Annotated in this window: 24 protein-coding genes; 14 read left to right on the top strand and 10 right to left on the bottom strand. The window is 36.4% G+C overall.

Features of this window, described 5'->3' with window-relative positions; translation table 11 throughout:
* Nucleotides 1-26: 26 nt before the first annotated feature.
* From HL41_RS09030 to HL41_RS03965, 10 genes are read left to right on the top strand one after another with little or no spacing between them, the layout of a single operon-like run.
* Complete coding sequence (locus tag HL41_RS09030) at nucleotides 27-1,838, top strand: diguanylate cyclase (protein WP_051754488.1); 1,812 nt, start codon at nucleotides 27-29, stop codon at nucleotides 1,836-1,838.
* Nucleotides 1,838-2,845: a potassium channel family protein gene (locus HL41_RS04005; RefSeq protein WP_051754487.1), complete on the top strand. Its 1,008-nt coding sequence runs from the start codon at nucleotides 1,838-1,840 to the stop codon at nucleotides 2,843-2,845. The genes HL41_RS09030 and HL41_RS04005 overlap by 1 nt, the downstream gene beginning before the upstream one ends.
* Nucleotides 2,838-3,416 carry a hypothetical protein gene (locus tag HL41_RS04000; protein WP_038060935.1) on the top strand — a complete coding sequence of 193 codons (579 nt, stop codon included), beginning with the start codon at nucleotides 2,838-2,840 and terminating at the stop codon, nucleotides 3,414-3,416. Before HL41_RS04005 ends, HL41_RS04000 begins: the two co-directional genes overlap by 8 nt.
* Entirely contained in the window at nucleotides 3,403-3,894 is a 492-nt protein-coding gene (locus HL41_RS03995; RefSeq protein WP_051754486.1) for a phosphatidylglycerophosphatase A family protein, read from the top strand. Before HL41_RS04000 ends, HL41_RS03995 begins: the two co-directional genes overlap by 14 nt.
* A gap of 13 nt (nucleotides 3,895-3,907) precedes the next feature.
* The gene (locus tag HL41_RS03990) at nucleotides 3,908-5,176 is read left to right on the top strand and encodes a nicotinamide-nucleotide amidohydrolase family protein (protein WP_038060933.1); all 1,269 of its coding nucleotides are present in this window, start codon (nucleotides 3,908-3,910) and stop codon (nucleotides 5,174-5,176) included.
* Nucleotides 5,118-5,690, top strand: a complete 573-nt coding sequence (gene thpR / locus HL41_RS03985; protein WP_081856471.1) for an RNA 2',3'-cyclic phosphodiesterase — start codon at nucleotides 5,118-5,120, stop codon at nucleotides 5,688-5,690. Before HL41_RS03990 ends, thpR begins: the two co-directional genes overlap by 59 nt.
* Nucleotides 5,687-6,178, top strand: coding sequence for a phosphate-starvation-inducible PsiE family protein (locus HL41_RS03980; protein WP_038060928.1), 492 nt, complete (start codon nucleotides 5,687-5,689; stop codon nucleotides 6,176-6,178). The genes thpR and HL41_RS03980 overlap by 4 nt, the downstream gene beginning before the upstream one ends.
* Before the next feature lie 2 nt (nucleotides 6,179-6,180).
* Nucleotides 6,181-7,827, top strand: coding sequence for a peptide-binding protein (locus HL41_RS03975; RefSeq protein WP_038060926.1), 1,647 nt, complete (start codon nucleotides 6,181-6,183; stop codon nucleotides 7,825-7,827).
* A gap of 17 nt (nucleotides 7,828-7,844) precedes the next feature.
* Nucleotides 7,845-8,861 (top strand): NAD(P)H-dependent glycerol-3-phosphate dehydrogenase, encoded by a 1,017-nt coding sequence (locus tag HL41_RS03970; protein ID WP_038060923.1) that lies wholly within the window; start codon nucleotides 7,845-7,847, stop codon nucleotides 8,859-8,861.
* Nucleotides 8,862-8,875: 14 nt separating this feature from the next.
* A complete protein-coding gene (locus HL41_RS03965) occupies nucleotides 8,876-9,217 on the top strand; it encodes a DsrE family protein (RefSeq protein WP_038060920.1) in 342 nt (113 codons plus the stop codon).
* Nucleotides 9,218-9,233: 16 nt separating this feature from the next.
* Here the strand turns inward: HL41_RS03965 and HL41_RS03960 are convergent, their stop codons facing one another.
* The 10 genes from HL41_RS03960 to rpmH are packed head-to-tail and all read right to left on the bottom strand — an operon-like array spanning nucleotide 9,234 to nucleotide 17,185.
* Nucleotides 9,234-10,109 (bottom strand): ParB/RepB/Spo0J family partition protein, encoded by an 876-nt coding sequence (locus HL41_RS03960; RefSeq protein WP_038060918.1) that lies wholly within the window; start codon nucleotides 10,107-10,109, stop codon nucleotides 9,234-9,236.
* Nucleotides 10,110-10,127: 18 nt separating this feature from the next.
* Nucleotides 10,128-11,597: an Asp-tRNA(Asn)/Glu-tRNA(Gln) amidotransferase subunit GatA gene (gene gatA / locus HL41_RS03955; protein WP_038060915.1), complete on the bottom strand. Its 1,470-nt coding sequence runs from the start codon at nucleotides 11,595-11,597 to the stop codon at nucleotides 10,128-10,130.
* Nucleotides 11,598-11,615: 18 nt separating this feature from the next.
* Entirely contained in the window at nucleotides 11,616-11,912 is a 297-nt protein-coding gene (gene gatC, locus HL41_RS03950) for an Asp-tRNA(Asn)/Glu-tRNA(Gln) amidotransferase subunit GatC (protein ID WP_038060912.1), read from the bottom strand.
* Nucleotides 11,897-12,670 (bottom strand): bifunctional hydroxymethylpyrimidine kinase/phosphomethylpyrimidine kinase, encoded by a 774-nt coding sequence (gene thiD / locus HL41_RS03945; RefSeq protein ID WP_022854890.1) that lies wholly within the window; start codon nucleotides 12,668-12,670, stop codon nucleotides 11,897-11,899. Before thiD ends, gatC begins: the two co-directional genes overlap by 16 nt.
* Nucleotides 12,671-12,684: 14 nt before the next feature.
* Nucleotides 12,685-14,085, bottom strand: coding sequence for a tRNA uridine-5-carboxymethylaminomethyl(34) synthesis GTPase MnmE (mnmE, locus tag HL41_RS03940; RefSeq protein ID WP_038060909.1), 1,401 nt, complete (start codon nucleotides 14,083-14,085; stop codon nucleotides 12,685-12,687).
* A 41-nt stretch (nucleotides 14,086-14,126) separates the two neighbouring features.
* Nucleotides 14,127-14,774: a Jag family protein gene (locus tag HL41_RS03935; protein ID WP_038060906.1), complete on the bottom strand. Its 648-nt coding sequence runs from the start codon at nucleotides 14,772-14,774 to the stop codon at nucleotides 14,127-14,129.
* A gap of 16 nt (nucleotides 14,775-14,790) precedes the next feature.
* Entirely contained in the window at nucleotides 14,791-16,431 is a 1,641-nt protein-coding gene (gene yidC, locus HL41_RS03930) for a membrane protein insertase YidC (RefSeq protein ID WP_038060901.1), read from the bottom strand.
* 5 nt (nucleotides 16,432-16,436) lie between these two features.
* Complete coding sequence (gene yidD / locus HL41_RS03925; RefSeq protein WP_038060898.1) at nucleotides 16,437-16,679, bottom strand: membrane protein insertion efficiency factor YidD; 243 nt, start codon at nucleotides 16,677-16,679, stop codon at nucleotides 16,437-16,439.
* A gap of 1 nt (nucleotide 16,680) precedes the next feature.
* Nucleotides 16,681-17,028, bottom strand: a complete 348-nt coding sequence (gene rnpA, locus HL41_RS03920) for a ribonuclease P protein component (RefSeq protein WP_038060895.1) — start codon at nucleotides 17,026-17,028, stop codon at nucleotides 16,681-16,683.
* A gap of 22 nt (nucleotides 17,029-17,050) precedes the next feature.
* Nucleotides 17,051-17,185 carry a 50S ribosomal protein L34 gene (gene rpmH / locus HL41_RS03915; RefSeq protein WP_022854885.1) on the bottom strand — a complete coding sequence of 45 codons (135 nt, stop codon included), beginning with the start codon at nucleotides 17,183-17,185 and terminating at the stop codon, nucleotides 17,051-17,053.
* Nucleotides 17,186-17,281: 96 nt separating this feature from the next.
* Here rpmH and trpC point away from each other — a divergent pair, with 96 nt between their 5' ends.
* From trpC to HL41_RS03895, 4 genes are read left to right on the top strand one after another with little or no spacing between them, the layout of a single operon-like run.
* Entirely contained in the window at nucleotides 17,282-18,082 is an 801-nt protein-coding gene (gene trpC, locus HL41_RS03910; protein ID WP_038060893.1) for an indole-3-glycerol phosphate synthase TrpC, read from the top strand.
* Complete coding sequence (hisI, locus tag HL41_RS03905) at nucleotides 18,066-18,449, top strand: phosphoribosyl-AMP cyclohydrolase (RefSeq protein ID WP_038060890.1); 384 nt, start codon at nucleotides 18,066-18,068, stop codon at nucleotides 18,447-18,449. The genes trpC and hisI overlap by 17 nt, the downstream gene beginning before the upstream one ends.
* Nucleotides 18,433-19,308, top strand: coding sequence for an ATP phosphoribosyltransferase (gene hisG, locus HL41_RS03900; RefSeq protein ID WP_038060887.1), 876 nt, complete (start codon nucleotides 18,433-18,435; stop codon nucleotides 19,306-19,308). The genes hisI and hisG overlap by 17 nt, the downstream gene beginning before the upstream one ends.
* A 29-nt stretch (nucleotides 19,309-19,337) precedes the next feature.
* Entirely contained in the window at nucleotides 19,338-19,646 is a 309-nt protein-coding gene (locus tag HL41_RS03895) for a hypothetical protein (protein ID WP_038060884.1), read from the top strand.
* The last annotated feature ends 4 nt before the right edge of the window (nucleotides 19,647-19,650 follow it).

Genomic DNA, 19,650 nt, shown 5'->3' with positions numbered 1-19,650 from the left:
TAGATTAAAAAAACTAAGGTTTTTATATGAGGCTTAAAAAGAAGATTTTGTTCTGGCTTTTTGTTCAACTTTTTCTGTTCTTAGTTTTAAGTTGGGGGATTTATTCTGGTTTTTTTAAAAAAGTTTTACTTGAAATAGAAAAAAACTGGATTGCTTCAACAAGTGTAGAAATAGTAAAATACCTTGAAGCAGAGAAAAAGAGAGTTGAACTTTTAACCAGAGATTGGGCGGTTTGGGATGAGGTATATGAATTTTTACAGGATAAAAATCCTAAATTTCCTAAGTCAAACTTAAACATAGAATCCTACGAAAACAACAAACTTTCTGTGATTATCTATCTTTATCCTGACGGAAGGGTAAAGGCAGGAGGTTTTTTTGATAAGAAAACTAGAGAGATCCTTCCTTTAGACCATTTATGGTTAGAGGAACACTATCACTATTATCGTTCTCTTTATAAAGAGATAACCTTAACTTCTGTTTATACCGCGCTTTCTTTTTATAAAAACGTTCCATCTATAGTCAGTTTTTATCCTGTAAGTGATTCAGAGGGCATAAAGCCACCTGTAGGGATTTTGGTTATGGTTTCTCCTTTAGACGAAGAGAAGTTAGATTTGATTAAAAACATTTTTGGGCTTAGCGAAGTAAGTTTTGTTTATTATAAAGGTAGAAAGGTCGAGAATAGCATTAAATTCGATGAAAGAGGGTTTTATGAGGTTGTCACCACAATTAAAGATTTCTTTGGGAATCCTTTGGCTATGAGTTTTACTGCTCCAAGAAAGTTGATGTTTGAAAAATATCTTTGGGAGTTTATCCTGATACAAGCCTTATTTTTAGCACTTATTTTTGGAATATATTATTTTCATATGATGAAAGTGTTAAAAAGGATACATTCTGTAAAAGATGAAATAGAACAGATTCCTCAGGGTAAAAAGGAAACGATCACCTTAAAAGGAGAAGATGAGCTTGTTGAACTGGTAGCACATTTTAACGAAGTTTATTCGCTCTTAAAACTCCAGATTGAAGAAATCAACCAAGCTAAGAAGATCTATCAGATGATAGCAGAACGGTCTAACTTGGTGGTTGCGGTATTTGATGAAGAAAAAAATTTGATATATGCAAACAGTTTATGGAAAAACTTGATGGACGATAAATCTTTATCTTCCTTTTTGTCTTTAATGGATTCAAAAGATTTAGAAAAAGATGAGAGTTTTGAGTTTTGTTTAAAAGTAAAAAATGGAAAAGAGGTGTGTTTCAGCTTTGAGATAATCCCTATAAAAGAATACAGTCTGTATTACTTAGTGATAGGATATGATGTTTCTTACTTTAAAGAAAGGGTGGAACAACTTTTTGATATAGCAACTAAAGATCAACTTACAGGACTTTATAACAGGGTATATTTAAAGGATGTTATCAAACGGATTTTCGAGTTGGTAAAGAGAGGGCAAAACTACTGTTTACTTTTTATGGATGTGGATTATCTAAAAGAAATAAACGATCAGTTTGGACACTTGGTAGGAGATGAATATTTAAAAGCTATAGCTGAGGTAATAAAGAAAAATACTCGGGCAGAGGACATTGCTGTTAGATGGGGAGGGGACGAATTTCTTTTAATTCTTAGAGCAGACCTTGAAGGGGTAAAAAAATTAGCTGAAAGAGTTTTACAGGAGGTTAAAAAAATCCGCATCAAAGCAAACGGAAAAGAAGTGGTAGGTTCTGTCAGTATAGGTATTATTAAGATAGAGCCAGATAGGGAGTTAGAGGAGTTGCTACTTAAAGTAGACCAGGCACTTTACAAAGCCAAGTTTGAAGGAAGAGGAGTTATTAAGGTGTTAAGTTAATGCCTACAGAATATTCATATTCGATAGGTAAACGTCTTTTTTTTATTTTAACATTACTTCTGGTGGTGATAGGTTTAGGAACTGTTGGTTATATGGTAATCGAGGAATTAAGTTTTTTGGATGCTTTATACATGACGGTTATAACTTTAGCTACCGTGGGTTTTAGAGAGGTCAAAGAGCTTAGTGAAGTAGGTAAAGTTTTCACCATAGTTCTTATTGTCCTGGGTTTTGGGGTTTTTACCTATGCAGCCACAACCATTGCTCAAATTTTGATAGAGGGAGAGCTAAAAGATGTTTTTAACGAAAGGAGGAGAAGAAAGATGTTAGAAAAACTAAGAGGTCATTACATCATCTGTGGTTATGGAAGGATGGGAAGGATTATTGCAAAAGAACTTAAGGCTAATGGTAAGGAGGTAGTGGTGATAGAAAAAAATCTTGACCCTAAGGAAGAGGGATACTTATTTGTGATAGGAGATGCAACCAAAGATGAGATTCTTAAAGAAGCAGGCATTGAAAAAGCAAAAGGGCTTGTATCAGTCCTTTCTTCAGATTCCGATAATCTCTACGTGGTGTTAAGTGCCAGGGCTTTAAACCCTGACCTTTTTATCATAGCCAGGGCTGCAGAAGAGTCAGCCAGAAAAAAACTAAAGATGGCAGGGGCAAACAAAGTGGTATGCCCTTATCATATAGGTGGTTTAAGGATGGCACACTCTCTTTTAAAGCCTAATGTGGTGGATTTTTGGGAGTTTATAACCAGCTCAGAATATTTAAACGTGGACATAGAAGAGATTTATGTCTCGGAAAACTCCCCCTATGCAGGGAAAACTTTGAAGGAAGCAAAAATAGGCAAGGTCTTTGGAGTGATTATCGTAGGGATAAAAAGGCAGGAAGGAAAGATAGAGTTTAATCCCTCTGGAGAAAGCTATATCATGCCTGGAGATATTCTTTTAGCTATAGGACCTCCAGATAAACTTGAATTACTTGAGAAAGAGATGACTAATGGGTAGAAAGAGGTTGATTAAAAATTTGGTTGTGATTTTAACTTTAACCTTATTTTTGTCTTCTTGTACCCTTAAAGAGCGTTTTCAGGAGTTTAAAGAGGACAACGTAGAGCGTGTTAAGGTTTTTCTTTCAAACCTACCTTTGGTGAGAAAATATGTTTCTCTTCATTCTCCACCTAAGGAGCTTTACCAAGAGATAAAAGGGATGATAGAATGGATAAAAGGAGCTAAGGTACCTGACCTTTATAAGGAAGAACATAAGGCTGTTTTAAAGGAGTGGGAACGTATAGAAGGGTATTATAAAAAGAAGTATTATAAAAAATGCGAAAGGGAGTTGAAAAGGTTTAAACCTAAGGTAGAAACTTTAAAAAACAAGCTTGAAACCTACCGAGAAACCCTTAAAAAGGAAGCGATGCAAAAATATCAAGCTGTGGAACAAAAGGCTAAAGAGATATTAAAAAACAAAAAAGGAGAAGAAAGGTTAAGGATAGAACTTTATTTATGGAAACTGAGGTCTTTGATAGCTTTAGAAGATTATGAAAAATTTAACCAAGAGATAGAAAATGCCCCTTTCTAAGCAGCCTCAATTTCTAAGAAATCTTTTTTGGATTTTTATTGCCTCAGGGGGTTTTGTAGGGTTTTTACCTGTTTGCCCTGGGACTTTGGGAGCTTTAACCGGGCTTATATATTTTTGGTTTATCAAACAGGCTGACCTGTTAACTCAGATTTTTTTAACGTTAAGCCTTTCACTCTTAGGGGTTTTATCCAGCCACTTGGCAAGTAAAATCGTTCGACAGAAAGACCCAGAATTTGTGGTGATAGACGAGATAGCAGGGATGTGGTTTTCCTTGATAGGCAAACTTAGCTTATTTGAATTTATTTTAGCCTTTGTAATTTTCAGGGTTTTAGACATCAGAAAACCATTTTTTATCGGTAGTTTAGAGAGTTTTTCTGGGGGATGGGGTATTATGTTAGACGATCTGTTGGCAGGTATCCTTACCAACGCCATCGTAACCTTGTTAGTCTATGTTGTAAAAATCTCTGGTTTGATATAAACTTATCTTTAAGATGAAAGGTGCTTTAATCTTTATTGGAGATGAGCTAATTTCTGGGTTGGTGGTAAACACCAACGTTATCGTTGCTACCAGGCAACTTTCTTCGCATGGATTTCAGGTTAGAGAAATAGTTACCATCCCTGATGATCTATCTTTGGTAAAGTCTTATTTAAAGGACCTATATGTAAAGTATTCTTTTTTGGTTTTGTCTGGTGGGCTTGGACCTACAGATGATGACCTGACTAACCAGGCTGTGGCTGAGGCTTTAGGGCTTAATTTGGTTGAAAATCAGGAAGTGTCTAAGGCTATAAAGGATTCTAAAGAATATGCTAGTTCTCAAGAAATAGCCAAAAAGATGTCTCTGCTTCCTGAGGGTGCGGTGCCTTTGGCAGATAACTTAACTATGGCAGGATATCTTTTAGACTTTAAAGAAAAACTTATTTTTGTTTTGCCTGGAGTACCTCATCAGTTTGAATATCTTTTAACCCAAAAGGTACTACCACTCTTATCTCAGAGGTTTAAGGCAGAAGGTTTAGAGTTATCTAAATCTTTGCGATTTTTTGACCTAAATGAAACAGACCTTAATTTATTTTTAAAAAGTTATACTTTAAATACTCAAGACTTAAAGATAGGATACTATCCCCTCTGGCCTGAGGTTAAATTGGTGGTTAGGAGCAAAAATCAAGGCTTATTGTCAGAGGTAATATCTGAGCTTAAAAAAAAGTTTGGAGTTTCCTTAGTAAGTGAGGAAGATCGCTCTTTGGTAGAAGTGGTTGGGGACCTTTTGATAGAACGAGGAAAAAAGGTAGCGGTTGCCGAATCCTGTACAGGAGGGATGTTGGCTTCTCTTTTAACCTCAGTTGCAGGGAGTTCTAACTATTTTGAAAGAGGTTGGGTGACTTATAGTCCTGAGAGCAAAATGGAACTACTTGGGGTAAAAAAGGAGCATATAGAACAGTTTGGGGTGGTGAGTTATCAGGTGGCTTTAGATATGGCAGAGGGAGTAAGAAGACAGGTAAAGGTAGACTTTGCTATCGGAATTACAGGTTATGCAGGCCCTGGAGGAGGTACTCCTGAAAACCCGGTGGGAACAGTCTACATAGGACTTGCTTATCAAAACAAGGTAAAGGCTTTTAGATTTGGGTTTTATGGTTTAGAAAGAAGAGAGGTTCAGTTGATGAGTAGTTATACCACTTTAGATATGTTAAGGAGGCTTATCCTATATGATGAGAGTTTTCTTAGGTATAGATTTGCCCTTGGAGTTGAAGAAAGGTCTTGCTGATTTAGAAAAAGTTACACAACCAGAGGGTCTTAGGACTAAATGGGTAGAACTGGAAAATTTTCATCTTACCTTAGTTTTTTTCGGTGAAATTGGGGCTAACCTTTTGGAAAGATTGGTTGAGTCTGTAGAAAAGGTGGCTACCCAACATCAAAGTTTTGTTTTATCCATAGATAAACTTGGGTTTTTTCCTGAAAAAGGAAATCCAAGGGTGGTTTGGATAGGGATTAAAGAAGAGACAGGGACTTTGTTTAAACTGGTAGAAGATTTACATAAAGCCTTTAAAAAATTCAAGTTAGGCCTTGATCAAAGGTTTCATCCCCATATCACCCTCTTTAGGATAAAAGAAATAAAAGACAAGTCAGCCTTTGAAGACTACTTTAAGAACCTTTACAAAGAGGCTGAAAGACTTGAAGGTATAAGGTTTCCTGTAAGAAAGATTGATTTTTTTGAGAGCAAACTAACCCCTAAAGGTCCTGTCTATAAAATTTTTAAGGAGGTAGGACTAAAGGTATGAAAAAAGACCTTCCCTGTAGCCCATCTTCTCAGTTAGAGGCTTTACAAAATGTTGTTTTATGTGTTTATAAAGGTATCATTAAGCTTGCTTTTAATTTAGCCATCATCATTTTGATCGTAAGTTTAGGAATAGGAATTTTTAAAACCGTCAAAGATCTTACCTTTGTTTTTAGTGAACCCACAGTTAGGGCAAGTTTTAAAGATCTGGTAACCAACGTATTGAGTTTGATAGTGGTACTTGAATTGATAAGGGCTTTTGTAGATTATTTTGAACACGAGGCAGTAAGTATGGAAATCCTGATAGAGGCTTTGATAGCCTTCTTGATAAGAGAGTTTATGATACATCTTTTTGAAGGCAAGGTCACAGGATTTGAAGTTTTTTGGTGGGCTTTTGCCATCGTTTTGGTGGTAGTGAGCAGGTTTATTTTGATAATATACAAGGGAATAAAAATTTTTAAAAAACCTCGGATTAGCTCTTTACAGGAATAACCATGTCGTTGAAACCAAAGTTTTTAATTTTAGTTTTAGTTTTAGTTTTATGTTTTACTTTTGGTTTTGGGACGTTGATTTTGCTTTATGGAACTACCTCTAAACAGAGCTTTTCTAAAGACTACGGAGATGCCCTGGTTATAGGAGCTATAGCTGATGCCAGCGTAATGGTGCCTATGATAGCCACAGATGTTATGAGTCATACGATAGGGGGGCATCTGTTTTTGGGGGTGGTTAAATACGGACCTGACCTTAATCTTGTAGGGGAATTGGCTGAAAGGTATGAAATATCAGAAGATCAAAAAACTTTTACTTTTTATTTAAGAAAAGGAGTTAAATGGAGTGATGGGGTTGAGGTTACAGCAGAAGATGTAGCTTTTGGTTACCGGTTGATTACTGACCCTAAGATACCTACTCCCTATGCCAGCGATTTTCTTGAGGTAGAAAAGTTTGAGATACTTGATCCTTATACCTTTAGGGTTACCTATAAAAGGCCATTTGCTTTAGCTCTGTCTTCTTGGGGTAATTTGGTGGTTCTTCCGAAACATCTGCTTGAGGGGAAGGACCTTGATTATTTAAAAAATGTTTTTGGAAGAAATCCCATCGGTAATGGCCCTTTTACGTTGGTACGATGGAAGACTCAGCAGGAAATTGTTTTAAAAGCTAATCCTCTTTACTATAAAGGTAGACCTTATTTAAACTATCTTATCTATCGTATCATTCCTGACCCTACAACCCTTTTTATGGAACTTCGTTCTGGGAGTATAGATTGGGTTTCCTTAACCCCTCTTCAATACTTAAAACTTCAGAGGGAAAAAGAAATAGAAAAGTCTTTTCATATCTATAAATATCCTGCTTTTTCTTTTACTTACATAGGGTATAACCTGGCTCATCCGATTTTTAGAGACAAAAGGGTAAGAAAGGCTTTGTGTTATGCGATAGATAAACAAAAGATAGTAAAGGGGGCGCTTTTAGGTCAGGGGATACCGGCTTATGGTCCTTATAAACCTGATACCTGGTTTTACAACCCGGCGATAGAAAAAAGTTGTCCCTATGATCCTCAAAAGGCTTTAACCTTACTCTTAGAAGCAGGTTTTAAGAGAAACGAAAAAGGTTTGTTAGAAAGGGAAGGTAAACCCTTTGAGTTTACCCTATTGGTTAATCAAGGTAATCTTCCAAGGCTTCTTGCCGCTCAGATTATTCAACAAGAGCTTTCAAAAATAGGAATAAAGGTAAACATTCGAACTTTAGAATGGACCACCCTTATCCATCAGTTTATAGACAAAAGAAGGTTTGAAGCAGTTATCTTGGGTTGGTCTACTGGCCCAGACCCAGACCTTTACGACATTTTCCATTCTTCCAAAACAGTCTCTCCTGGGTTAAATTTTGTGGGATACGCTAATCCTGAACTTGATCGTCTTTTAGAACAAGGAAGATATACCTTAGATGTAAAAAAACGAAAGAAAATCTATTTTAAAGTACAAGAGATCTTGGCTGAAGACCAACCCTATACATTTCTTTATATACCTATGAGTTTAGAGGCTATAAGTTCAAGGGTTCAGGAGGTAAAAACCTCAGCCATAGGAATAGGGTATAACTTAGAAGAATGGTGGGTTCCTAAAGAAAGACAAAAATATTTGATACCATAAAAAAGAGGTATGAGTATATGAAGAAGATAACGGTAGTAGGAGGAGGAAGTTGGGGAACAGCTTTAGGTAAAGTATTAGCCTCAAAAGACATCGAGGTTTCTCTTTTAGTTAGAAGGGAGGTCGTTTGTGATAGTATCAATAAAGAAAAAGAAAATCCTTTTTACCTCCCAGGAATTAAGCTACCTAAAAAATTAAAAGCTACCTTAGACCCAGAAGAAGCTTTTGGTAATTCTGAGGCTGTTTTTTGGGTGGTGCCTTCTTATGCCTTAAGACATTTGTTAGAAGGGTTAAAATCTTTGGCTAAACGGATAAAATATCATGTTTCCGCTATCAAAGGTATAGACTTAGAAACAGGAAAGACCCCTTATAATATATTAACGGAGTTGTTGCCTGAGGGTTACGAAGTGATGGTGTTGGGAGGACCTTCTTTTGCTAAAGAGGTGGCTAAGGAGCTTCCTACAGCGGTAGTTTTGGCAGGTAAAAAAGAAGAAGAAACCAAAAAGATCCAAGAACTAATCGCCCAGCCTTATTTTAGGGTTTACAGAAGCGATGACCCTCTCGGGGTTGAGATCGCTGGAGCTATAAAAAACGTGATAGCCATAGCTTCTGGAATTTGCGACGGACTTCAATTAGGTCTTAATGCCAGGGCTTCTTTGATAACCCGTGGTCTTATAGAGATGATACGTTTAGGTATCAAGATGGGGGGACAGCCTTCTACTTTTTATGGGCTAGCAGGCCTTGGAGACCTTGTTTTAACCTGTACAGGTGCCCTTTCTCGGAATTATCAGGTGGGATACCGAATAGGAAAGGGAGAAAAATTAGAGGATATCCTGCAAAACCTGAGAGAGGTAGCTGAAGGAGTTAAAACTTCTAAAGTGGTAAGGAGTTTAGCCCGTCATTTTAAGATAGAGATGCCTATCTGTGAAGAGGTTTACCATGTCCTTTTTGAAAAGGAAAACCCTCAAAAATGTTTGAAAAGGCTCCTTTCAAGGAGTCTTAAAAAAGAGTTTGAGAACTTGGATATATTATCATAGATGAGGGGGTAAGTATGGAGTTAAAGCTTTTATTACATGTTCCTCAATCTGATAGGTTTGTACCAGCATTAAAAATGGCGAAAAATTTTCTTAATGCCTGTAGGTCTGAAGAACAACCTTTGGTTAAAATAATCGTGAACTTTGAAGGAATAACCGTTTTAAAAGATTTTACCCCTTATACAGACCTTTTTAACGAGCTACTTGATTTAGGAGGAGAGGTTTATTTTTGTGAAAACGCTTTAAAAGGCTTTAACATACCTTTTGAGGCAGTGCCTAAAGGAGGTAAAACCGTTCCTGCTGGTATTAAAGCTTTGGTAGAGCTGCAACAGGAAGGATATGCCTATGTAAGGGCTTAAATGTTAGAAAATAGTTCTAAATACCGAAGGCTTTTTTAAGAGTTTCCAAAAAATCTTCTACCCTTTCTGGTTCTTCAAACTCGAAGATGAAATAAGTTTTTTTGTTTTGTATTTTTATATTAACCTTTGTGCCAACAAGCTTACTTATTTCTTCAGACAGATATAAAAGATTAGGGTCAGGTTGTTTTAATTTTTTGGCTTTCTCTCCTGCTAAAAGCTTGTTAACCAGTCTTTCAGTTTCTCTTACTGAAAGTCCTTTTTGTAGGATAATGTTTCTTACCTCTAATTGTTGTTCTTTAGAACTTAGAGATAGAAGGGCCTTAGCATGTCCTACCGTAAGCTTTTCCTCCATAAGGTCTTGCTGGATTTCTTGAGGAAGGTTTAAAAGCCTTAGCAGATTAGCTACAGTAGTACGGTCTTTACCTACTTTAGCTGCAATCTCTTCTTGGGTATAACCGAACTTTTCTACAAGGTTTTTATAAGCTATAGCCTCTTCTAAGGGATTGAGATTTTTCCTTTGCAGGTTTTCTATCAGCGCAACTATTAAGACCTCTTCATCAGAAAGGTTTTTGATGATGGCAGGGACTTCGGAGAGTCCAGCTTTTTTACAAGCTCTAAGCCTGCGCTCTCCTGCGATACACTCAAACAAACCTTCCCCTTTTTCTCGTACTAAAATAGGTTGCAAAATCCCTGTCTCTTTGATGGACTTAACCAGCTCTTCAAACTCTTCATCTTCTTTATACACCAATCTAGGTTGTAGTGGAGAAAAAAGTATGTGATCTACAGGAATAAACCTTATACCTTTATGGTCAGTTTTTTCTTGTAAAGAGATCTCCTGGTCTATGTCAGGTATTAGTTCAGAAAGCCCTTTGCCAAGTGCCTTTTTTTTCATGTTTCTTATCCTTGAAGCTCAATTTTTTAACAGAGGAGGTATAAACCTTTGGTCTATCATTTTTTCTATTTGATAGGCCAAGCTAAGGAGTAAATCTTCTCTAAAATGAGGTCCTATTATTTGTAATCCTATAGGAAGCCCCTCTGAGTTAAGGCCTATTGGTAGGCTAATACCAGGAAGTCCTGCCAGATTAACCGGGATGGTAAAGATGTCAGAAAGGTACATCTGCAAGGGGTCGGTAATCTTTTCTCCTATTTTAAAGGGTGGAGTAGGGGTTACAGGGGTGATTAAAAGGTCAACCTGTTTAAAAGCCTCTAAAAAGTCCCTTAAAATCAGGGTTCTCACCTTAGAGGCTTTGAGATAAAAGGCATCATAGTATCCGGCAGAAAGGGCATAAGTTCCTATCATGATCCTTCTTTTTACCTCTTTTCCAAACCCTTTGGCTCTGGTTTTTTTATACATGTCAATCAAGTTAGTGCTTTCCACTCTTAATCCATATTTAACACCATCGTAACGTGCCAGGTTTGATGAAGCTTCAGCAGGAGCGATGATATAATAAGTAGCTACTGCATAAGGGGTGTGAGGTAAAGACACCTCTTTAATTTCATGGGTTTTCCTGAGCAGGTTTACCACCTCTTCGATCTTTTGTTTTATTTCTGGGTCCATTTCTGTTTGGAGATATTCTTTAGGTAGACCTATGGTAAATTTAGTTTTTTCGTTTTGATGTATTACTTGTAGGTAGTCTGGTATGCTAACCGCGGCAGAGGTAGAGTCTTTTTCATCCTTTCCTGCGATGGCTTTTAAGAGTATAGCAGTGTCTTCTACGGTTAATCCGAAAGGTCCGATCTGGTCTAAAGAAGAAGCAAAGGCTACCAAACCATAACGGGAGACCAGGCCATAAGTAGGTTTTAATCCTACCACCCCACAAAAAGCGGCAGGTTGTCTGATAGACCCTCCTGTATCAGAACCCAAAGACCCAAGCCCCATCCTTACAGCTACAGCCGCAGCAGAACCGCCAGATGAGCCTCCAGGCACCCTTTCTAAATCCCATGGATTCCTTGTAGGAAAAAAGGCAGAATTTTCTGTAGAAGATCCCATGGCAAACTCATCCAAGTTCGTCTTTCCTATCAACACAGCCCCTTCAGCTTTGAGTTTTTCAACCACCGTAGCTTCATAAGGGGCGATAAAGTTTTCTAAAATTTTGGAAGCACAGGTCGTAGGATAGCCCTTGATACAAATGTTGTCTTTAATAGAAAGAGGTATTCCTAAAAGGCTTCCTTTTTCGCCTTTTTTTCGTTTTTCGTCAGCTTCTTTGGCTTTTGAAAGAGCTTCTTCTTCAAACAGATGCAAAAAGGCTTTGACCTCAGGATCAAACCTTTTAATTTGGTTAAACGTTTCTTCGACAAGCTCAACAGAGCTTATTTCTCCTTTTTCAAGCATCTCCAAAGCATTTTTTATGGTAAACTCTGTTAGGGTTGTGCTTTTCATCTCTCACCTCTCTTGAGTTTATGAAGGAGCTTTCACTACCTTAGGAACTACTATCATGTTATCTTTAACCTTAGGAGAATTAGCCAGCAAACCTTCTATGTTATCGAACGTTTTAACCTCATCTTCTCTATAAGGGGTAGGAAGTTTTACGGCATGAAAGGTAGGTGGTACATCTTGAGTGTCCAAAGTTTGTAAGGTTTCAAAATAGTCTAAAATTTTAGAAAGCTCTTCAGAAAACTTTTTAGCCTCCTCTTCATCAAATTCAAGTCTGCATAAGTGGGCGATTTTAAGGATTTCTTCTAAAGAAATAGGCATATCTTACCTCCTAAAGGTTGAACGCTTGCTTTTTTGAGGTATAAGTATAACCAATTTTTGGCTTTTTTAAAGGCAGAAAAAGGAGGAAAACCTTTCACTAAAAAACTCAGAAGACTTGAAGAAAAAGCGCACCCGGTCCCATGAAATTCAAGGCTTAACCTTTTTTTCCCTAAGGGTATTTTTTCTTCTTTTGAAAAGAAATAGTCGTAAATCTTATTCTTTTTTTGATAACCTGTAATCACCACCTGCTTGCATCCATATTCCAAAAGGGTTTTGGCTGTCTTCTCTAAATCTTCTTCAGTTTTTATCTCTTTACCGGTTAGCAAAGAAGCTTCATAAAGATTAGGGGTAATAAAGTCTAAAAGAGGGAGTAGTTCCCTTTTGACTAAGTCTAAAAATTCTTCAGAAGAAAAAAGAGGATGATTTAGGGTAGCCTTAAGCACAGGGTCATAAACTACTGCTAAAAGTTGCTGCCGATATTTTCTAAGGTAAAAGACAAGTATTTCTAACACCTCGCAAGCCCCAACCATACCTATTTTTACACCGGTTACAGGTAGGTCAGAGAACACCATCTGTAAAGCTTCTTTAAAATAATCTAAATCTATCGGGACCCAGCCTTTAAAAACAGAGGTGTTTTGCAGGGTAAGGGCTGTGGGTATCCCACCTCCTTTTAAACCTAACAGAGAGAAGACCTTAACATCTACTAAAACTCCTGCCCCTCCTGAAGGGTCAAGTCCTGCTAAAGAAAGGACGTACATTTAATCCTCTGCCCTTATTTTCCTATACAAAAAGTCGAAAAGATTTGAGTCAAAAGGTCTTCGGTGGTAACCTCTCCTATGATTTCAGAAAGAGCAGAGATCGCCTCTCTTATTTCTATAGAGATGATCTCAGGAAGGGGGTTAGGTTTTTTAAGCTCTTCTAAAGCGTTTTCTAGATACCTTATCGCCTTTTCTAAAGAGATTTTTTGTCTTAAGTTAGGTACTAACTCAGGTATCTCTGGTTCTTTACCTCCGGTGATTTTTTCAAAGATTTTTTTACCCAAAAGGTCTAAGTTTTTTCCTTCTTTTACAGAAATAGGTAAGTAGTCTTTGACCCCCCATTTTTCGAGTTCTTTCTCCCATGCTTCTAAATAGTTTGGTATTAAGTCTATTTTGTTGATTAAAACCAAGTGGGGGTAGATTTTTACCTCTTCAAAAAGGTTTTTTTCTTCTTCAGAAGGAGGAGAACTTACGTCTACCAAAAACAAGATAAGGTCCGCCTCTTTAAATTTGTGTTTAGCCCTTTCTACCCCTATTTTTTCTATAGGGTCTTCTGTAGCCCTTATACCGGCAGTGTCTATGAGTTTAACCGGAAGTCCCTCGATAGTTGCCTCTTCCTCTAAAAAGTCTCTGGTAGTTCCAGGGATAGGGGTAACGATAGCCCGTTCTTCTTTTAAAAGGGCGTTCATTAAAGAGGATTTTCCTACATTAGGTTTCCCAGCTATCACTAAACTGATACCTTCTTTATATACCTTTCCTTCTTGATAATTTTTGATAAGCTGTTGTAATTCAGGAATAACTTGAGAGTTGATTCTTTCAATAAGTTGAGGTGGTTCCAGTATCTCAAGGTTTTCTTCTGGAAAGTCTATGGCGCTTTCTACCTGAGCTAAAAGGTCTAAGAGATGCTGCCTTATTTGATTTATCTTTTCTGAAAACCTGCCTAAGAGGGTGTTTAAGGAAAGTTGTAGAGCCTTTTCTGTTTTGGCTGAGATCAGCTCTTGAATCGCTTCTGCTTGGGAAAGGTCAATCCTTCCGTTGAGGTAAGCCCTTAAAGTAAACTCTCCTGGTTGAGCAAGCCTTGCCCCTGCTTTTAAAACAAGTTCTAAGATTTTTCTTAAAATAAGAGTCCCACTATGGGCATAAATCTCTACCACATCTTCCCTTGTATACGTCTTAGGTTTTTGCATGTAAACTGCCATAACCTCGTCTATTACTTTTTCTGTTTCTGGGTCCACAATAAACCCATAGTAAAGTCGATGAGACTGAAAGCTAGTTGTATTTTTTTTGGGTTTAAATATTTGTTTTAAAATAGATAAAGCGGACTCACCGCTTATTTTGATGATACCTATAGCTCCACGACCTAAAGGTGTAGCAATCGCAGCAATAGTATCTTCAGGATAAAGTTTAGGTTGCATAAAACATCAAAGGGGGGATTACCCCCTTATTCAAGGCTCGTTTAAGAGTTAGTCCATTGTAAGATAACCTTTTTTTGTTTTCCTTCACCTTCTACCACAGCCTCTATATTCTTCTCAGGTTTAACTAAGTTAAGGACAATCCTTTCTTCCCTTTGAGACCCAACCTTAATTATCTGAGGCTCTTTGGTGGTTTTTACCTTTTCTATGGCTCTTTTCACTGCAGAGATAAGTCTTTTTTCTCTCTCTAAGTTAATTCCCTCAGGTTTTAAGACAATCTTAGGCCCTACCCCTAAGGATTTGGCTACGATTTTGTTAGTAAGAAACTCCAAAGCAGAGAGTACCTCCCCTCCGTTTTGTACAAGATACTTAAGGTCTTCACCTTTTAACAAGATTTCTATCTGGAGTTTGTCTTTTAAAAGGTTGGTTTGGGTTTCTATTTGAAAGTCGGTGTAGTAAAAAAGGTCTTTTAGAAAAGTTAAAGCTTTGTTAGCTCTTTCAGAGAGCATTTTGTCAGGTTTTAGTTTAGCTTTAATTTTAATTTTTTTGCTGGGCATACCTAAAAGTCCAGAAGAAGAGGTGACTTCTAAAATTTCTAACTCCAAATCTTCTGGCATACACCCTAATTCTTGGCAAGCAACCTCCAAAAGCTGGTCTAAACTTTTTCCCTCAAGCTCTTTCTCTAAAACCATAGTCCCACCTCTCAGATTATTTTTTGGTTAATTTTAAAGTAAAATATTGTTGAACGATCGATAAGAGATTGTTTACAAACCAATATAAAACAAGTCCTGAAGGGAAGTTTATAAAAAGGATAGTAAAGAATATAGGCATAAAAAGCATAATTTTGGCTTGCATAGGATCAGGAGAGGAAGGCGTCAACTTTTGCTGTAAATACATCGAAATTCCCATCAAAATCGTAAGTACAGGTATACCACCTAAGTAAGGTATAACCAAGTTCCCTATGTAAAGCCTTTCAGGAGCACTAAGGTCGGTTATCCAGAGCATAAAGGGTGCGTGTCTTAATTCTATCGCCATTAATAACACTTTATAAAAGGCAATAAAAACAGGTATCTGAATAAGGATAGGAAGACATCCTGAAAAAGGGTTTATCTTTTGAGTTCTATAAAGGTTCATCACTTCACGATTTAGACCTTGGGGGTCATCCTTATATTTTTCTCTTAGCCTCTGGATCACAGGCTGTAGCTCTTGCATTTTTTTCATACTTTTATAGCTTATATGATTTAAGGGGAAGAAAAGGATCCTTAAAAGCAAGGTCATAATTATGATATCCCATCCAAAATTGTGGGTAAACTGGTGAGTAAATTTTAACACATAAAGTAAAGGTTTAGCAATAAAATCAAAAATTCCAAAGTATAAGGCTTTAGTAAGTAAAGGAAATTCTTTTCGCATTTCTTCCAACTTTTTAGGACCCATATACAGCTTAAACTGATAAGAAGCCACTTCACCTGGTTTAAGGTTTTCAACAGGAACCCAAAGTATAAACTCTTGAACTGTGTCAGTTAGTTTTCTAAAAGTAGCTTTTAAAGAGGAGTTGTTAAATCCTTCAGGTATAAGAGCTACCATAAAATAATTATCTTCATATCCCAAATATTTTAAATTTCCTACGTATTCTTCAACCTTCGAATTTTTGACTTTAACTTCGTTTAGATGAGTGGTGTAATAAAAAGGACCTGTAAATACATACTTTGTTCCATCTACAAAGGGGGCAAAGGCACCTCTAAGAAGAAGCTTATCTGTAAGAGTTTGGTTGCTTTGGTTGGTAATTTTGATTTTGAGGTCTATAAAATAAGATTGAGGTTTAAATTTTAGAGTTTTTTCTAAAGATATACCCTGATAGGATGTGTAAAAGGATAACTCTTTTTCTCCCTCTTTTTCTAAAACCACTTTAGAAGGAGAATTGGAATTGTAACCTAAAACCGCAAGCTCTGGTTTGGATTCTAAGTAAACCTCAAGGGGTAAAGAGTAGGATGCTGCAGTTATGAGGTTTACTGGATCCTTTTGGCTTCTGTCTTTAAAAAACTCTTTTAATAAAAACTCGTTAAACCTTACCCCAGAGGCAGTTAGGGTAGCGTTATATTTAGGAGAAACAATGGCATAAGAAGGTAGATTGGATCTTTCAGAAAAGGTAGGATTATTAGGTAGGGTTGGTTTTGAAGATAAGGCTTGAGGTGTTGAGGTATTGTTCTGACTAACTGTTGAATTAGATAAAGTTGAGTTTAAGGTTGTTGGTTCTATAGGAGGAGCAGGAAAAAGTTTTAGATAGATGTAATGAAAGAAAACTATTACCAAAAAAGAAAGGCCTAAAGCAATTAAAATCCTATTATCCATTGAAATTAAATCCTCCTTGCAGGGTTTTTTGGTACTGGGTCGTATCCACCTTTACAAAAGGGATGACATCTAAGGATTCTTTTAATCCCTAAAAAGGTCCCTTTTAAAAGGCCAAATTCTAGGATTGCTTCTTTGGTGTAATCACTACAGGAAGGATAAAACCTGCAGTTTATGTTAAAATATACTGAAAATATGGGAGAAATGAACTTTTGATAGAGTTTTATCAAAAAAATACCCAAAGCTTTCATCTTAACTTTTCAATTCAGCTAGTTTTTCTAAAACCTTAGTCTTAATCTCTGCAAAGCTTAACTCCCCCATTTTCGGATGGGGGATGATTATAAAATCACACCCTTCAGGAAAGGATTCTTTATTTTTCCTAAAAATTTCTCTAATCCAGCGTTTAACTTTATTTCTTTTAGTAGCTTTTTTAATTTTTTTAGAAACTACTATTCCTAACCTTCTTATTCCTAATTCGTTAGGTGTATAAAGTATTAACAGTATAGAATCAACCCATACTTTTTTCCCATATTTAAAAACTTTCTGAAACTCCGAATTTTTGGTTAAACGTTCCTTTTTAGAAAGCCCTTCTTTTTTCAAACTTTTAAATGTTAATTAAATTTTAAACAGTTAAACGCCAACGTCCTTTTCTTCTTCTGTTTTTAAGGATCCTTCTGCCAGAACGGGTTTTCATCCTGGCTCTAAATCCATGTCTTCTTTTCATCTTCAAACGACTTGGTTGGTAAGTCCTCTTCATCTCCTTACCTCCATATTTCTAAAAATTATGATATTAACATCTTTTAAAAAATTTTCTACAGGATAAAATAAAAGAAAAATTTCCTATAAAGATAATATGGAAAAACATAAAATCAACCCAGTTTTATCCAGCATTCTTTTAGAAAAATACTACGAAGTTTTAAAACGAAAAGAAAGAGGTCTTTATTTTAGACCTTTTAAGGATAGAACCCCTATTGATTTTGAAAAATACTTGGAAAAGGAAGGATTTGTTATCATTGCTGAAATTAAAAAGGCAAGTCCGTTAAAAGATAATTTTAGAGAGAATTTTAACCCTTTAGAGCTTGCCAAAAATTATATTAAAGGAGGGGCTAAAGCCATTTCAGTTATTACTGAGGAGATTTTTTTTAGAGGTTCTTTAGAATATCTTGCTGCCATAAGGACTATAACAGACCTACCGCTTTTAAGAAAAGACTTTGTCTTAGACCCTATACAGATAGAAGAGGCAAGAGCTTTTGGAGCAGACCTTGTTCTTTTGATAAGTACTATTTTAACCAAAGAAGACCTTAACGAACTTTTTAAACATACCAAAAAATTAGGGTTAACCCCTTTGGTTGAGGTTCATGACGAAGAGGATTTAGAGAAGGCCCTTTCTGTAGGGGCAACTCTTATTGGGATTAACAACAGAAACTTGAGAACTTTAAAGGTTGACCAAAACCAAAGTTTAGCTCTTTTTGAAAAGATTCCTTCGAGATGTCAAGTAATAGCTGAAAGTGGTTATCATAATCCTGAAGATTTAAAGCCTTTGATAAAGAAAGGGTTTAAAGGGGTATTGATAGGGACTTCTTTGGTTAAGGCCAAAAATCCTGAGAAAAAACTTAGAGCTTTTAGGGAGGTAGTAGATGGAGCTAAAACTTAATTTTGAAAAACTTGGGGGTCTTTTGCCGGCGGTTATTCAAGATTTTAAGACTTCTAAAGTTCTAATGGTAGGATTTTTAAACGAAGAAGCGTTAAGAAAAACCTTAGAGACTGGTTTGATGCATTTTTATAGTAGAACGAGAAATAAGATTTGGCTAAAAGGAGAAACGTCAAAACATTATCTCGTGGTAAAAGAGGTATTGGTTGATTGTGACGAAGATACTTTGCTTTTTAAGGTAGAGCCTAAGGGTCCTGTATGTCATGAAGGATATATGAGTTGTTTTTATAGAAAACTTGGCGAAAAAAATTTAGAAATTATAGAAGAAAAAATGTTTAATCCGGAGGAGGTTTATGGAAAAAAAGCTTAAGTTTGGGATTCCTAAAGGAAGTTTAGAAAAGGCAACTATCGAGCTTTTTGAAAAAGCAGGATGGACGATAGATGTTCATCACAGAAACTATTTTCCTGAGGTTGATGATTGTGAGTTAGAGATGGTAATATGTAGACCTCAGGAAATGAGTAAATATGTAGAACTAGGAATACTTGATGCAGGTATTACTGGAAAAGACTGGATTTTAGAAAATAATTCAAAAGTTGTGGTGGTAGAGGAGCTAATTTATTCTAAAGTAAGTAAGAAACCTGCAAGATGGGTTTTGGCAGTAAAAGAAGGATCAGGGATAGAAAGGCTTGAAGACTTAGCAGGGAAAAAGATTAGTACTGAGCTTGTCCAGTTCACAAAGAGGTTTTTTGAAGAAAGAGGAATTCCCGTTGAAGTGAGCTATTCTTGGGGTGCTACAGAAGCTAAGGTTGTGCAGGGTCTTTGTGATGCCATAGTTGAAGTTACAGAGACAGGTACTACCATAAGAGCTCATGGTTTAAAGATTATTTATGAATTGTTGATTACCTATCCTCAGTTAATAGCCAACGAAAAAGCCTGGGAAGATCCATGGAAAAGAAAAAAAATACAACAAATTGCAGTGTTACTTAAAGGTGCTCTTAATTCTCATAAGAAGGTAGGGCTAAAGATGAACGTGCCTGCTTCTAATCTTGAAAAGATTATTGCGATATTACCAAGTATTACCTCTCCAACCATTGCCCAACTTTATAACAAAGACTGGTATGCAATAGAAGTAATTGTGTCAGAAAAAGAGGTGAGAGACCTGGTACCCAAACTTTTAGAGTTAGGGGCTGAAGGAATCATAGAGTATAGTTTAAACAAAGTTATCTAAACAAAGAATGATTTTAAAAGAGGTACAACATGCAAAGACTACCTTTGTCTTATATAATTCCTGGAATGAAAACTTACGAAGAGGTAGTAGATGTAAACGGGAGAACTCTCTGTGGCAAAGGGGTGGAGCTAACTGAAGAACATTTAAAAAAATTTCAAGAATTTGGAGTTCAGTTTGTTACGGTTGAAGGACTTAAAGTAAAGCTTCCTTGGGAAAAAACTTTAGAAGAAGAGTTAGAAGGTTTAGAAAAAAGGTTTGAAGGGATTTCTGACCCAATTCTACTTAACATAAAAGAAGTGTTAAAGGAGTTTTTGCTGGAAAAATATAAAGAAACTTAGGAGA

This window comes from Thermodesulfobacterium commune DSM 2178, from assembly GCF_000734015.1.
GTDB classification, from domain to species: domain Bacteria; phylum Desulfobacterota; class Thermodesulfobacteria; order Thermodesulfobacteriales; family Thermodesulfobacteriaceae; genus Thermodesulfobacterium; species Thermodesulfobacterium commune.
The sequence above is the reverse complement of the archived record's forward strand: the minus strand, read 5'-3'. Positions and strand labels throughout refer to the sequence as shown.